This window comes from Acinetobacter tianfuensis (genome assembly GCF_003611465.1).
Lineage (GTDB): Bacteria > Pseudomonadota > Gammaproteobacteria > Pseudomonadales > Moraxellaceae > Acinetobacter > Acinetobacter tianfuensis.
Window position 1 is genome coordinate 1 of sequence record NZ_RAXV01000013.1, and the last position, 15142, is coordinate 15142.

Annotated in this window: 11 protein-coding genes; 6 read left to right on the forward strand and 5 right to left on the reverse strand. The window is 41.9% G+C overall.

Annotated features, from left to right (window positions below; genetic code table 11):
• Window positions 1-309 precede the first annotated feature (309 nt).
• Complete coding sequence (locus tag D7V32_RS07285) at window positions 310-921, reverse strand: class I SAM-dependent DNA methyltransferase (protein ID WP_120402230.1); 612 nt, start codon at window positions 919-921, stop codon at window positions 310-312.
• Between the two features lie 523 nt (window positions 922-1444).
• Here D7V32_RS07285 and D7V32_RS07290 point away from each other — a divergent pair.
• Entirely contained in the window at window positions 1445-2971 is a 1527-nt protein-coding gene (locus D7V32_RS07290; protein ID WP_120402231.1) for a fumarate hydratase, read from the forward strand.
• Window positions 2972-3223: 252 nt separating this feature from the next.
• Complete coding sequence (locus tag D7V32_RS07295; RefSeq protein ID WP_171407603.1) at window positions 3224-3706, forward strand: DUF2059 domain-containing protein; 483 nt, start codon at window positions 3224-3226, stop codon at window positions 3704-3706.
• A gap of 34 nt (window positions 3707-3740) precedes the next feature.
• Here D7V32_RS07295 and D7V32_RS07300 read toward each other — a convergent pair whose 3' ends face one another.
• From D7V32_RS07300 to tig, 4 genes are all read right to left on the reverse strand, one after another.
• Complete coding sequence (locus D7V32_RS07300) at window positions 3741-4457, reverse strand: DUF2846 domain-containing protein (RefSeq protein WP_120402233.1); 717 nt, start codon at window positions 4455-4457, stop codon at window positions 3741-3743.
• A 185-nt stretch (window positions 4458-4642) separates the two neighbouring features.
• A complete protein-coding gene (gene clpX / locus D7V32_RS07305) occupies window positions 4643-5953 on the reverse strand; it encodes an ATP-dependent protease ATP-binding subunit ClpX (RefSeq protein ID WP_120402234.1) in 1311 nt (436 codons plus the stop codon).
• 30 nt (window positions 5954-5983) lie between these two features.
• A complete protein-coding gene (gene clpP, locus D7V32_RS07310) occupies window positions 5984-6589 on the reverse strand; it encodes an ATP-dependent Clp endopeptidase proteolytic subunit ClpP (protein ID WP_067763662.1) in 606 nt (201 codons plus the stop codon).
• 193 nt (window positions 6590-6782) lie between these two features.
• On the reverse strand, window positions 6783-8114 hold the full coding sequence (gene tig / locus D7V32_RS07315; protein ID WP_120402235.1) for a trigger factor: 1332 nt from the start codon (window positions 8112-8114) through the stop codon (window positions 6783-6785).
• Between the two features lie 267 nt (window positions 8115-8381).
• On the opposite strand from tig, the gene D7V32_RS07320 reads away from it, so the two are divergent.
• The 4 genes from D7V32_RS07320 (at window position 8382) to D7V32_RS07335 (ending at window position 15120) form a co-directional block, all read left to right on the forward strand.
• Window positions 8382-10517 (forward strand): TonB-dependent receptor domain-containing protein, encoded by a 2136-nt coding sequence (locus D7V32_RS07320; protein WP_120402297.1) that lies wholly within the window; start codon window positions 8382-8384, stop codon window positions 10515-10517.
• Between the two features lie 353 nt (window positions 10518-10870).
• Window positions 10871-13189 carry a TonB-dependent receptor gene (locus D7V32_RS07325; protein ID WP_120402236.1) on the forward strand — a complete coding sequence of 773 codons (2319 nt, stop codon included), beginning with the start codon at window positions 10871-10873 and terminating at the stop codon, window positions 13187-13189.
• 110 nt (window positions 13190-13299) lie between these two features.
• A complete protein-coding gene (locus D7V32_RS07330; RefSeq protein WP_120402237.1) occupies window positions 13300-13983 on the forward strand; it encodes a Fe2+-dependent dioxygenase in 684 nt (227 codons plus the stop codon).
• Window positions 13984-14016: 33 nt separating this feature from the next.
• Window positions 14017-15120, forward strand: a complete 1104-nt coding sequence (locus D7V32_RS07335; RefSeq protein ID WP_120402238.1) for an alpha-hydroxy acid oxidase — start codon at window positions 14017-14019, stop codon at window positions 15118-15120.
• Window positions 15121-15142 lie beyond the last annotated feature (22 nt).

Sequence of the window (15142 nt, forward strand, 5' to 3'; positions counted from 1 at the left end):
GATGCGCTTTCAGAAAGTGCATAAATAACCACATTCTTTATATCTTCCAAGGAATATGTACATTTTTCTAGACCATTTTCATCCATCTCCAAGAGCAACAACCCTTCTCTTACATCATTCATATCTACACAACTCAAATATTTTAATTAACCTAAAAATAAAAGATAAATAAATTACATAAGTATTGACTCTTAAATTCCTCCAAAATCAATTTATATAAAATACTCTCTCCCTATTCTATAAAAATCATTTTCTTAACTGCCATCAGAAAACCCAGTTCATGCCAATTAGACTTTCTGATACAAATAATCATAGCTTTTTCGCCAACCACACCGTATGCCCTGCACACTCTGGATCTTCTACCGTCATCTTCAGTACTTCAAAGCCATGCGCTGCCAATAAGTCCCGATACTCCTCTTGAGACAAACTGGCATGGTATAAAGCATCACCAAACATCTCTCCAATCGCCTCGCCTGCCGCTGGGCCGCTCGTAAACATCAGTACTGTGCCTGTAGCTGAAAACTTTGTAAATTGCGCGAACATCTGACGCTGATTATCTGGCGTTAAATGAAAGAAACTGTCCCAAGCCAAAATACCATGAAACTGCCGCTCTAATTTCACCTCTCGCATATCCGCCAATATCCACATATGTTCAGGAAATGACTGCCGTGCCATGCCTATCATCGTATCTGAACTATCTACACCAGTCAGCTGATGACCCTGCAAAATGCAATACGCCGCTATAGGCTGTCCTGAGCCGCAGCCCAAATCTAAAAGAGATGCCTGTTCAGGCAAATAGGAAAGGAAACGGTCCAGCCAGTTTTTTTCATACAAGTACTGTCCGCGCAACTCTGTCCATGCACAGCCATGCTTTTTATAAATATCAATAATATGTGCAGCAAGATGAGTCTGATTTGCCATAACAGTAGCCTGATAAAGCATTTAGATCAGTATAAAATGGGGAAAAAGAAATAACAGAAGAAAATTTGAAATGTAAAAACTGTAAATATAAAAAAAGAAGATAAAGCTTAAGCTTGATCTTCTTTTTGGCCATACATCCAAGTTGCAGCGATATACACACAAAAGCCAGCAACCATCAAAATACCTGTAGTCATCTTCTACGCCATCTCATTTTTGGATGAGCCCATTATGCGAAAGAAATATTACAGCTATATGACAATGTGACATTTTTATGAATTTAACATTTAATATAAAATACAACAACTTAGAGTTAAACTCTATATTTTCAGCATTAAATTAAGCAGTCATATTTCATGAAATATGACATTTAACGATGAATATTTGAGCAATTATGGCAATAAAATGCCAGACATAAACGCTTGTTAAACTTTTGTCCCAAAGCATGCTCAAAAGCCCCACAACTTTCACATTTTGCCTTATAATTTAGCCCGCTAGCTTTCAGCCCGCCCAAGAGAATTCTGATATGACAACTATTATCAAGCAAGATGACTTGATCACATCGGTTAAAGATGCGCTTCAGTTCATTTCTTACTATCACCCGCAAGATTTCATCCAAGCGATGAGCCGCGCGTACGACCGTGAAGAAAACAAAGCTGCTAAAGATGCGATTGCACAAATCTTAATTAACTCTCGCATGTGTGCAGAGGGTCACCGCCCGATCTGCCAAGATACTGGTATCGTAAACGTATTCGTTGAAGTGGGCATGGACGTTAAATTTGATTTAACGATGAGCTTAGACGATGCAATTAACGAAGGTGTTCGCCAAGGTTACCTAGAAAACTCTAACGTACTTCGCGCATCTGTACTTGCTGATCCTGCTTTTGGCCGTAAGAATACTAAAGACAACACCCCTGCTGTGATCTACCACAAACTTGTTCCAGGCAACAAAGTAGACATCACTGTTGCAGCGAAGGGCGGCGGTTCAGAGAACAAATCTAAACTTGCAATGCTTAACCCATCTGACTCAATCGTGGACTGGGTACTAAAAACTGTTCCAACAATGGGTGCAGGCTGGTGTCCTCCTGGCATGCTGGGTATCGGTATTGGCGGTACTGCAGAAAAAGCCATGATGCTTGCAAAAGAAGCATTAATGGAAGAGCTGGACATGGACGAACTTCTTCGCCGCGGTCCGCAATCTAAACTTGAAGAACTGCGTATTGAAATCTTCGAAAAAGTAAACGCGCTTGGTATTGGCGCTCAAGGTCTTGGCGGCTTAACAACTGTTCTAGACATCAAAATTAAAGACTACCCTTGCCACGCTGCTGGCAAACCCGTCGGCATGATCCCGAACTGCGCTGCAACTCGTCACGCTCACTTCACGCTTGACGGTTCTGGCATTGCGCACATCATGGCGCCTAAACTTGAAGACTACCCTTCCGTTACTTGGGATTCTTCAACGTCTAAACGTGTTGACCTAGATACCATTACTCAAGAAGAAATGAACGCTTGGCAGCCAGGCGACACGCTTCTGCTTAACGGTACAATCTATACAGGCCGTGACGCTGCGCACAAGCGTATGGTAGACATGCTGAACAACGGTGAAGAACTTCCTGTTGATCTTAAAGGCAAGTTTATCTACTACGTAGGCCCAGTTGATCCAGTGGGTGACGAAGTTGTTGGCCCTGCTGGCCCAACGACTGCAACACGTATGGACAAATTTACACGCCAAGTGCTTGAAGCAACTGGCATGTTCGGCATGATTGGTAAAGCTGACCGCGGCCCTGCTGCTGTTGAAGCGATCAAAGACAACAAAGCAACTTACCTCATGGCTGTTGGCGGCGCGGCATACCTCGTTTCTAAAGCAATCCGTGAAGCTGAAGTGGTTGCATTTGCTGACTTAGGCATGGAAGCAATTTACAAGTTTGTTGTAAAAGATATGCCTGTATCTGTTGCTGTTGACGTAAACGGTACTTCTGTACACGCAACTGCACCAAAAATCTGGCAAGCGAAAATCGGTAAAATTCCAGTAATTGACGCTGCTGCGAAGTAATTTTTAGCGCAGAAAAAGCACCCGCCTAGGGTGCTTTTTTATTGCAGCATTATGTCGCGAAAAGCTTTTTCACCACAGGCAGAACTGCTATGATTTTTAACTTATAAAAATATGCATGAAACAATAATCATCAAGTCACGCAGCCAAATAAGCAAGCCATACACCAGAGAACAAAAAATGAAATGGAATTTCCCAAATAAAAAAACAGCCGTCAGAAATTTTTTAATCTTATGCACCTTATGTTCCAGCCCAATGCTGAACGCACAGACTGTTCAGGAAAAAACACTCGATCATCTTATTCAATTGTCAAACTTCAGCGGCATGATTGTGCAGTCTAACCGTAATCTGCGTCCAATGTTTGACAGCCAAGCAGAAGAAATCCTAAAAAATCATTTAGGAATAAGCCATTTAAGCGCACGGCAAAAAGATGCAGCACTGAAAATCAGCCAGCTGCTGCAAAATACCAATGAAGAATTAGTCACCGATGAAAAAATGCTGCAGCTGATCCGCAAACATTTTAAAAACACTTACAGTGAAGAAGAAGCTCAGGCCTATATTGCCTTCTTAAGCACCCCTGTAGGGCAGGCAATTAACCAAAAAAGTGTATTGATGCTGAATAACATGATGCAGGAAACGCTAACGCTTAGTACAGAAATGATGAATAATCCGCATCGGCAGCAGCACTTTAATCAGCAGCTGAGCAATATTATTCAGCCGCTGCTGTTAAAAAACTGAACTGGGCCATGAATTACCCCTGATAGCCCATGCCTTACCAAGTCAGCGGGTTCCAAAGTTTAAATGGTTTCACCAATTGCACATCGGTACTCGGGTCATATTTTTCAGCTTTCAGCTTTTGTGCGCTGCTGCGGACTTTACCGCTTTGCTGATCTTGCGCTACAAAGTTATAGCTGGAAGTCTTGCGCTGTGTAAATGCGATTTCATTTAAACCGATTTTTTCTGGGACAAGCATGAGCGGGCCAGAAACCGTACGGCGTGTTGACAGATTTTCTTCATCATATTTAATAAAATATGACTGTCCTGCTTCGACTGTAAAATCTAAAAATTTAGGCTTTTGAAAATGATTGATGCCGAGCGGACGGCTGGTGGATAAACGGTATGTGCCTGCAGGAACTTCCACCCAGTAATAATGATTATTTAAAAGGCTTGGAATACGTTCGCTGTTTAAGAATAAACTGCTGGCAACAATTTCCTGCCTATTCCATTTTGTATCTGGGCGGTACAAATAAATAATGGCGGCCTGATCATGCTGAGCCTGTACAGCTTGAAAACTTTTACCCTGCTTTTGATTGACCCAGCCGCCAATCGTAAACATGCCTATACGGTACTGCTCAATTAAACTCGGGTCATGTTCAGTGTCGACTGATTTCAGTGTTGAGGCTAATGCTGGCGCTGATTCAACAGCTGGCTTTCCATGACAGCCCAACAGCGCCAAGCCTGTGAACATCGTGATATATACTGCACGCATGATTATCCCTCACCGCGTTTTTATTATTTTTGCAAACGATCTTTTAAAATTATGCTGTGTCGGCATCCACGCCAATCCCTTGAGATTAACATTCAGCTTTATTTTTTTAAATAAAAAAACGTGCGAAAATCTTAGATTTCCGCACGTTTCTGACGAACAGCGCAGGTTTTAACCCTGCTGACCGCTTAAGCAGATTTAGAGTCAATCACCTTTAAATCTGCTTTTGGCACAGCTTCTTCCTGAACTTTAGGCTGACGTTCAGCTTTAAATTCTGGGACTGCTTCACCATTAATTACCGCTTCATTGACAACAACGGTACCGACATCGGTACGGCTAGGCAAATCGTACATCGTTTCGAGCAGCGAGTTTTCTAAAATGGAACGCAAGCCGCGTGCGCCAGTATTGCGGTCCAAAGCTTTTTTCGCTACGGCACGCAGAGCAGAGTCTTCAAATACAAGATCTACATCTTCCATTTCAAACAAATACTGATACTGACGCGTTAATGCATTTTTAGGCTCTGTCAGAATCTGCATAAGCGCTTCTTCATCAAGCTCATCTAAAGTTGCAATCACTGGCAAACGGCCAATAAATTCAGGAATTAAGCCGAATTTAACCAAATCAGTCGCTTCAACTTGGCGGAACAGATCGGATAACTTCTTGGTTTCATCTTTTTTACGCACTTCCGCAGTAAAACCGATGCCGCCTTTTTCCTGACGCTGCTGCACTATTTTCTCTAGACCAGAGAAAGCGCCGCCGCAAATAAAGAGGATATTCGATGTATCAATTTGAATAAACTCTTGCTGCGGATGCTTACGGCCGCCTTGCGGCGGAATTGACGCAACGGTGCCTTCAATCATTTTCAGCAAAGCTTGCTGCACGCCTTCACCGGACACATCGCGTGTAATTGAAGGGTTTTCAGATTTACGGGTAATTTTGTCAATTTCATCAATATAAATAATGCCCTTTTGCGCTTTCTCGACATCGTAGTCTGCTTTTTGCAAAAGTTTTTGGACAATATTTTCTACATCTTCACCCACATAACCCGCTTCAGTCAAAGTTGTTGCATCTGCCATCGCAAATGGAACATCCAATAGACGTGCAAGCGTTTGCGCAAGTAAAGTTTTACCAGAACCTGTCGGGCCAACCAGCATGATGTTGCTTTTTGAAAGCTCAACGCCATCTTCAGGTTTTTTGCCGCTGGTACTGACTTTTAAACGCTTGTAATGGTTATATACCGCAACAGACAGCGTCTTTTTAGCGACATCTTGACCAATCACATACTGATCAAGCGCCGCGCGGATTTCATGCGGCTTTGGCAACGGCTTAGAAGCCCAGTCACCAGAATCGACCTGCTGGCTGGTTTGTACTAAGTCTAAGCATACGTCCACACATTCATTACAAATGTATGCGTCCTCGCCTGCAATCAGTTTCCCGACTTCAGTCTGCGTTTTACCGCAAAATGAACAATGCTTTTGTCCTTGAGGATGTTCGGACATATTCACTCCAATATCTAAATCTTTTAAAACTTATGGACGCTTAGATAAAACTTCGTCCACAAGACCGTACTCTTTTGCAGCCTGTGCTGTCATAAAGTTGTCACGGTCGGTATCACGCGCAACAGTTTCATAGTCCTGACCGCTGTGTTCTGCCATTAAACGGTTTAAACGTTCTTTAATGAACAGAATTTCACGCGCATGGATTTCAATATCCGATGCCTGACCGCGGAAGCCGCCTAGCGGCTGATGAATCATGACACGGGCATTTTCAAGGCAATAACGTTTGCCTTTTGTGCCTGCATTCAGCAGGAATGCACCCATCGATGCTGCTTGACCCATGCAATAGGTCACAACATCTGGTTTGATAAACTGCATGGTATCGTAAATTGCCATACCTGCCGTTACCGAACCGCCTGGTGAATTGATATATAAATGAATGTCTTTATCTGGATTTTCAGCTTCTAAAAACAACATTTGGGCAACAATTAAGTTTGCCATGTTATCTTCAACTTCACCTGTCAAGAAAATGACGCGTTCACGCAAAAGACGTGAATAAATATCAAAAGAACGCTCACCGCGAGATGATTGTTCAACCACCATTGGCACAAGCGCGTTTTCAATTGTTGGAACATACATACGTTTATTTATTCCTGAATTTTTCTGAGTTGACCCATTTCCACAATATGCGGGATATTTACTGAAAATGCAAAAGAATCACAATTAAATAACAGATATTTTTTGCATAAGTTTTGTGAATTGGGACCAAATTCGAATAAATCTTTAACGATAAAAAAAGGCGCTCAAAGCGCCTTTTTTTCATCTGCTAAGATTAACCTTGCTGACGAGCTTGCTGCTCTTTCAAAAGGTCTTCGTAGCTAACAGTCGTGTCAGTTACTTTAGCAGAAGCCAAGATGAAGTCTACAACTTGGTCTTCAAGCACTACAGCTTCGATTTGAGCGCGCTGCTGCTTGTCATTTTTGAAGTATTCGATTACTTCGTTTGGATCTTCGTAAGAAGAAGCCATGTCTTCGATGTACGCTTCTACACGTGCAGCGTCAACTTCAATTTTAGCATCAGCTAAAACTTTGCTTACCAATACGCCAAGTTTAACTGATTTTTCAGCTTGTTCTTTGAACAGGTCATCTGGAAGCATGCTTGAGTCAAACGCTTTAGCGCCTTGAGCACCAAACTGCTGAGTGAACTGCTGGATCATTTGCTGACGCTGACGGTCAATTTCTTGAGCAAGCATAGCTTCTGGAAGTTCAACTTCGTTTGCAGCTACAAGCGCATCAAAAGCAGCGCCTTTCACTTGGTTGCGAAGGCCATTTTTCACTTCACGTTCCATGTTTTTGCGAACGTCAGCTTTTAGTTTTTCTACGCCCTCTTCTTCAGTCAGACCGAAGATTTTTAAGAATTCAGCATCAACTTCTGGAAGCTTTTGTTTTTCAACAAGCTTAACGGTGATTTTGAATTGAGCAGCTTTACCAGCTAAATTTTCAGCTTGGTAGTCAGCAGGGAAAGTTACATCAATAACTTTCTCTTCGCCTTTCTTCATGCCAATAATGCCGTCTTCAAAACCAGGAATCATACGGCCAGAGCCTAATACCAGTTTAAAGTCTTCTGCAGAACCGCCTTCAAATTTTTCGCCGTCAACTGAACCTTCGAAATCAAAAGTTACTTGCATGTCTTTTTTAGCCATGCCTTTTGTTTCAGCCCAAGAAGCGCGCTGTTTTTGAAGATTTTCAATCATCTTCTCAACGTCTTTGTCTTCAACAGAAGTTGTTTTACGTTCTACGTCTAAGCCTTCGAATTTAACGTCAACTTCTGGGTAAACTTCTACAGTTGCTTCATAAACTAAAGCATCATCTTTAAGTTCTGATTTTTCGATGTTCGGCATGCCAACAGCGTTGATTTTCTCTTGCTGAATCGCTTCGAAAACTGTGTCACTGATTACGTCATTTACAACTTCGTTGTAGATACCCGCACCATATTCACGGCGAACAACGTCCATTGGCACTTTACCTGGACGGAAGCCGTTGATTTTCGCAGTTTTAGCAGTGCGTTTTAAGCGAGCTTCGAACTGCGCGTTAATACGGCTCGTCGGTACAGAAACATTTAAACGACGGGCAACACCCGAAACCGCTTCAATCGTTACTTGCATGGCTTCCTCGATATTTTGTTAATAAACAGTTTTAAAAAAAAGTGCCATATTATATGACAACATTTAAAGATATACAAAATAGCATTAAAGCTGCTCTTTTTCCTCTTATTTTTCCGATTGAATCTCATTATTTATTCTCAGCATTTTCTGTACTTTCACAAAAAATGGGTATTTATTGTTGCAAATGAGAAAGCTTATCAATATTATTTACGTGTTATTTATATTTTTATTTTCAATTATTTATCTCGTCCATTTTGGAATTCTTTTATGAGTAAGTTTAACCATCACCCATTGTACGCTGCTCTGCTTGGGGCATTTGCAGCTCCTTCTCTCTTTGCAGAAACAAATCCTGTATCTGAACAAACCCATCAGCTTTCTACAATTGTGGTGTCTGCAGCGGGCTTTGAACAAGATATTAAAAACGCGCCAGCATCTATTAGCGTTGTGACTAAAGAAGATATTGAAAAGAAAAATGCAACCAGCATTGCAGATCTTTTGGCTGATGTCCCTGGTATTGATGTTCGAAATGGTGTGGGGAAAACTGGCGGTTTAAATGTCAGTATGCGCGGTATGAAAGCTGCTGACACAATGATTCTCATTGATGGCCGCCGCCAAACAACCGCTTCTGAAAATATTATGCCAAATGGATTTGCAGAGGCATCAACTAGCTTTATGCCGCCGCTTTCAGCAATTGAGCGGATTGAAGTTATTCGCGGTCCAATGTCTACTTTATATGGAGCAGATGCAATGGGCGGTGTCATTAACATCATTACAAAAAAAGTAAGTGATGAATGGAATGGCAATGTAACTGTTAGCGGCAATCTAATGGAGCACAAGGAAGAATCAGATTCTTGGAAAACCAGTTTTCTTCTAAATGGCCCGCTTGTCAGTGAAAAATTAGGCCTGCAGCTTCGCGGCAGCTATTATGACCGCAACCGGTCTGAACGTATTAATAACGGCACAAGCCGAGATCCTCGTCCTACTGAAGCCAAAAACTATGATTTTGGCGGAAAGTTAACACTTAACCTCAACGATAATAATTCACTTTGGTTAGATAGTTTTACGTCTAAGCAAACCTATTCTAATGATGACAACCGCTTAGGTAACAAAGATACACCTGCCAAAGCTAATGGCTACAAAGATGAATTAGAATTTTCTCGCACACAATTCGCTATCGGCCATCAAAGTGACTATGGTTTTGGTATATGGAAATCATATGTGAGTCATTCCGAAACGGAAACAGATGGCCGCACCTTGCCGACTGACGCCTTCCCTAAAGGCAGCAGCAATCCATTAATCGGTACTGACCGTACTTTAAAAAGTACAGATCTTATTGCTGACAGCCATATCATTTCAGAAATTGGCGCACATAAGCTGACTCTTGGGACTGAATTTAAAAAAATTGAAATCGAAGATAATATTGCCGAACATATCACTGCTAAAAAGCTCTTTGATAAAAACTCATGGTCCGTTTACGCTGAAGATGAATGGCGTATTATAGATAACTTAGCATTGACACTGGGCGGCCGCTACGAGGATCATTCCGGTTTTGGAGGACACTTTAGCCCTCGCGCATATTTAGTATGGAATACCAATGATATTCTTACTTTTAAAGGCGGCGTGAGTACAGGTTACAAAGCGCCGACGCCAAAGGATCTTGAAAATGGTTTAGTCGATATGAGCGGTCAAGGCTCGACTTATATATTTGGCAATCCAAATCTTAAACCTGAAACCTCCACAAATTATGAACTAGGTTTCAATCTGCAGCCAAATGATAAAATCAACTTTACAGCAACGGGTTTTTACAACCAGATAGAAGACGCAATTATTAGCAATGATCTTTCTGGTCAAGCCATTTGTCCAGTAGCTAACTGCTCACAAGATATTAATGCCCAAGAAGCCAAAGTATACGGCGTGGAAACAGCTCTTCAATACAGCATCTTGCCTGAATGGGACATTAAAGCAGGCTATACATATACAAAAAGTGAAGTGACCGATGGCGAAAATGAAGGCCTGTACTACAATAATAATCCGCGTGATGCCTTTAACTTAACTTCAACTTGGCATGTCAACCCTGATCTTGATCTATGGCTGCAGCACGAATACAAGTCTAGCCGTACTCGCTTTACCAGTACGCCAACTTCGAGTGATAACTTAGAAATTTATAAAATGTACGGCAACAAGTTTGCGGGTTACAACCTATTTAACTTTGGTGCCAGCTATACAATGAATGACCAAGTACGTCTAAATATGGCTGTAAATAATTTACTGGATAAAGACTTTACAGAAAATCAGACTGTAAATAATGTCACAGGCTATAAGTACCTTTCTACTGGCCGAAGTACATCAGGCACTTATCTGCCGGGCCGCAATTACTGGCTCTCTATTTCTTATGACTTTTAAGTATTAAAAAATAGAATTAACCAAAACCCTGCTCCAGCAGGGTTTTTTCATAAATATGAGTTAATATTTTAAATTTCTCGAATGAAGTGACTTCAACTCAACATAGGCCTGCCGCTGCAAAAATTTTATATTTTGTTTAACTATTATTAATTCCCATAAAAATCTTTAAAAACCATCTAATTTTCCAATTTTTATACAATACACAGAGTTAAATACAATTTGTTACATTATTACATTAAACTTTTCACTGCATTTATATTCCAGCATCGTTAATTCCAATTTTTTGAATATAAAAACATCAATAAGAATCATTATTATTCGCAAACACATTCACAACGACTTTCAGGTTTGTAATGGCCTTCATCAAAACACGTAAGAAAATTGTTTCTTCTGCGATTGCTTCTTCACTATCTGTAATAGCGGTGAGCGCAATTGCACAAGACCAAATTACTACATTGGAAACTATTCACCAAGATGTCGCTGCAGAACAAAAGCAGGGCTTAAAAGTAGACCAATCTGCGAACAGCAAATTTACAGCGCCTCTTTTAGATACCCCTAAATCAGTGTCTGTTATTTCAAAACAGCTGATTGAAGACACACAAGTGACAACTTTAAGCGATGCTTTACGTACAGTCCCAGGTATTACCCTAGGCGCAGGTGAAGGCGGCAACCCAAATGGCGACCGTCCATTTATCCGCGGTTACAGCTCTGAAAGCTCAATGTATTTAGATGGTATTCGTAATTCAACATCACAAAACCGTGAAATGTTTGCCATAGAACAAGTTGAAGTCACTAAAGGTTCTGCTTCTGCCATGGGCGGTGCAGGTACTGTTGGTGGCAGTATCAACATGATTTCTAAAGTTGCTAAGAAAGGTGACTTTTTAGAAGGCTCTGTTGGCGCAGGTACAGACAATTATCAACGTATCACGCTAGACGGCAACAAAGATTTCGGTAATGGCGTTGCTGCACGTGTTGCGGTAATGGGTCATAAAAATGAAAAAGCAGGCCAAACGGATGGTGCTGAATATGCACGTGCCGGAATCGCGCCAAGCATTACTTTTGGTTTAGATACCCCTACTCGCGCGACTTTAGGTTATTACTACTTAAAATCGGATGATACACCTGATTCTGGTGTGCCATACAACAATCCATTCTCTCCTAATACTGATCCTGCAAAAGACTTTACTCACCTGAATGGAAATGGCAAACCCATTGATGTCAAACAGGGCATTTATTACGGTTGGAAAGATCGTGATTTCCAAAAACAAGAAAACCAAATTGGCACCATCAAACTTGAGCATGATTTAACTGATGATTTAACCATCAGCAATACTGCTGTTTACAATAAATCAAAAAATAATTTTCTGTGGACGAACCCAGATGATTCCAAAGGTAATATCTACGATAAAACTACTGGTGCATTGACAGGCAATGTTTGGGCGCGTGTGAATTCACGTATTGCCGATACAGAAACCTTTACCGACCAGTTAGCATTAACAGGTAAATTTAATACAGGCTCTCTGCTGCATAGCTTTAACTTAGGCGCTGAGTATTCAGATCAAGAAACTGATCGTACCCAATATATTATTAATGGTGAAAACACAACAGGCAGTTCAAGCCAAACGTGTCCGTCTACAGCTCCTGCAGGCTGGTGTACTTCAGTTCAAAATCCAGATCGTGGAAATTGGACTGGCAGTATCAGCACAGATGGCGCTGACCAATACAACACGCAAACCAAATCTACTTCGGTTTACTTCTTAGACAGCATAGAGCTTGCTCCAAAATGGATTTTAGACTTAGGCCTTCGTTGGGATAAGTTTGATACAGAGCAGACCATGACTTATGGCTCAAAAAATGCTGATGTCGTTAACGGCAAGTTCCAAACTGGACATCAAGCTAAAGCAGAAAGTGATACAGACTTCTTCACCTATCAAACTGGCCTGACTTTTAAACCAGTTGAAAATGGCTCTATTTACGTAAGCTATGCAACTTCTGCAAATCCTGTTGGTGTTGATGCAGGCGATGGCTCTGAAGGTATCGGTGCGGCGTATAGCAATCTAGATCCAGAAGAAAGCCAAACTTTTGAGATTGGTACAAAGTGGGACTTGTTAAACGAACGCTTAAGCTTGACTGCAGCAATTTTCCGTACCGAAAAACAAAATGCACGCATTCAGCTTGATCCAAATACCTATTCAAACATCGGTGAAAGCAAAGTTGATGGTATTGAACTTGGCCTAAACGGCAATATCACTGATAAATGGGCTGTATCTGCTGGCTATACATATTTAGATAGCGAAGCTACTAAAAATGGCATGAGCTGCCGTGGATCAAACTGTACAGACCAAACTGTCTTTAATGGCAACCAAATGCCAAACGTACCAAAAAACAGCGCAACACTTTGGACTACTTACCAAGTATTACCGCAATTACAGCTTGGTGCTGGCGCAGTCGCTATGGACAAAGTCTATGGTGACCTAGCAAATACCAAATGGGTTCCGGGTTATGTCCGCTACGATGCAATGGCGCGTTATAACGTCAATAAAAATGTTGATTTACAGCTTAACGTCAACAACCTTTCTGACAAACGTTACTTCACTAAAGCTTATGCATCGCACTATGCTACTGAAGCAGAAGGCCGCAGCGCAGTTCTATCTGTAAACTTCAAATACTAAGCCAAGAAAATTCCATAATTCATTTATGGAGTTAACCAAAAATAGCCTCGTTTCGAGGCTATTTTTGTATATGATCAAAACATAAACATTACATTTTCAAAGGTCAGGCCGTGATTCACCATATTCCAAATATATTGAGCAAAGAACAAGTCAGCTACTTTCGCACAGAGATGGAAAAAGTTGAATGGATGAACGGTCAAAAAACCACGGGTTCAATGTCCAAAAATGTTAAAAACAACCAGCAGCTGGATGCAGAGCATCCATTAACACAGCACTTGGGCAATATTATTCTGCACGAACTGTCACAGCATGCGCTGTTTACATCTGCAGCACTGCCTTTACATATCCTGCCGCCTTATTTTAACCGCTATGAAAATGGCGAAACCTTTGGTTTCCATGTCGATAATGCAATCCGCTGGCTGCCCGGCAGCAATCAAAAAATCCGCACAGACCTGTCCTGCACAATTTTCCTCAGTGAGCCAGAAGACTATGAAGGCGGTGAACTTGTGGTAGAAGATACTTATGGCTACCACGAAGTAAAATTACCCGCAGGCGATTTGATTTTGTATCCATCCACCAGTGTGCATGAGGTTAGTCCTGTCACTTCAGGCTGCCGAATGGCTTCATTTTTTTGGCTGCAAAGCATGATCCGTGAAGATGCAGAGCGCCACATGCTCTTTAATTTAGATCAAAGTATTCAAAACTTGCGTATGCAATTGGGCGACACGCATGCTGAAGCAGTTAAACTGACCAGCTTGTATCATAACCTCATCAGAAAATGGGCCGAAATTTAAACCCCAATGCCAATCTGCTTGGACTAATTTTATATGACTGATCCCAACATTCTACCGCCGTTAACGCAAATCCCGCCGCACCTGCAAACCATTGCTGATTATGAAAAGCAGGCTCAAAAACACCTGCCAGATATGGTATGGCAGTACCTTCAAGGCGGCGCAATGAATGAACACAGTCTGCGCAGTAATCTGCAGCAATTTGCAGATATTCAGCTTTTCCCCCGTATGCTGAAAGATCTGACTCAAGGCCATACCCGCATCGAGCTCTTCGGGCAAAGTTTTCCGCATCCTATTTTTGCTGCTCCTATTGGACATCAGCTGCAGTACCACCCAGATGCTGAAGCAGCCACAGCACTTGCAGCAGAAGTGCTGGGCAGCAATATGGTGCTAAGCACATTTACCAACACCGACATGCGTTCATTAAAGAAAGAAAATCCGCGCAAATGGTTTCAGCTCTACTGGCAAGGTGAACGTGAAAAGTCGCTGGCATTGGTAAAAATGGCGGAAGAACATCAATATACTGCAATTGTCATCACGGTGGATTCACCGCATACAGGCGTGCGTGACCGCGAGCGCCGCGTGTTCCACTATTTGCCTGAGCACATGCAGCACCCGCATACGCCTGTACATATTCCTCTGCCCGAACTGCAAGACAATGACCATCCCGTGTTCCAAGGCCTGATGAAAATTGCCCCGACATGGGATGATATTGCTTGGATCGTGAAGCAAACAGCCTTGCCTGTGCTGCTCAAAGGCATATTGCACCCGCTGGATGCAAAACTGGCCATTGAACATGGCGTACAAGGCATTATTGTGTCCAATCACGGCGGGCGGGTTTTAGACACTGGCATTTCCCCGCTGACCGCCTTAACACTGATCAAAGCAGCCGTTCCAGATAATTTTCCACTTTTATATGATGGCGGCATACGGCGCGGCTCCGATATCTTTAAAGCGATTGCCCTTGGTGCATCGGCCGTTTTGATCGGCCGGCCATGCATTTATGGATTGGCCGCAGCAGGCGCTTTAGGGGTTGCGCATGTACTTAAAATTCTAAAAGAAGAATTTGAAGTCACAATGGCTTTAATGGGAACTGCTACCGTAAATGAAATCACGGCAGATTATATTTTTCAAAAATAGCGTTTTTATAGAAAAATATTTT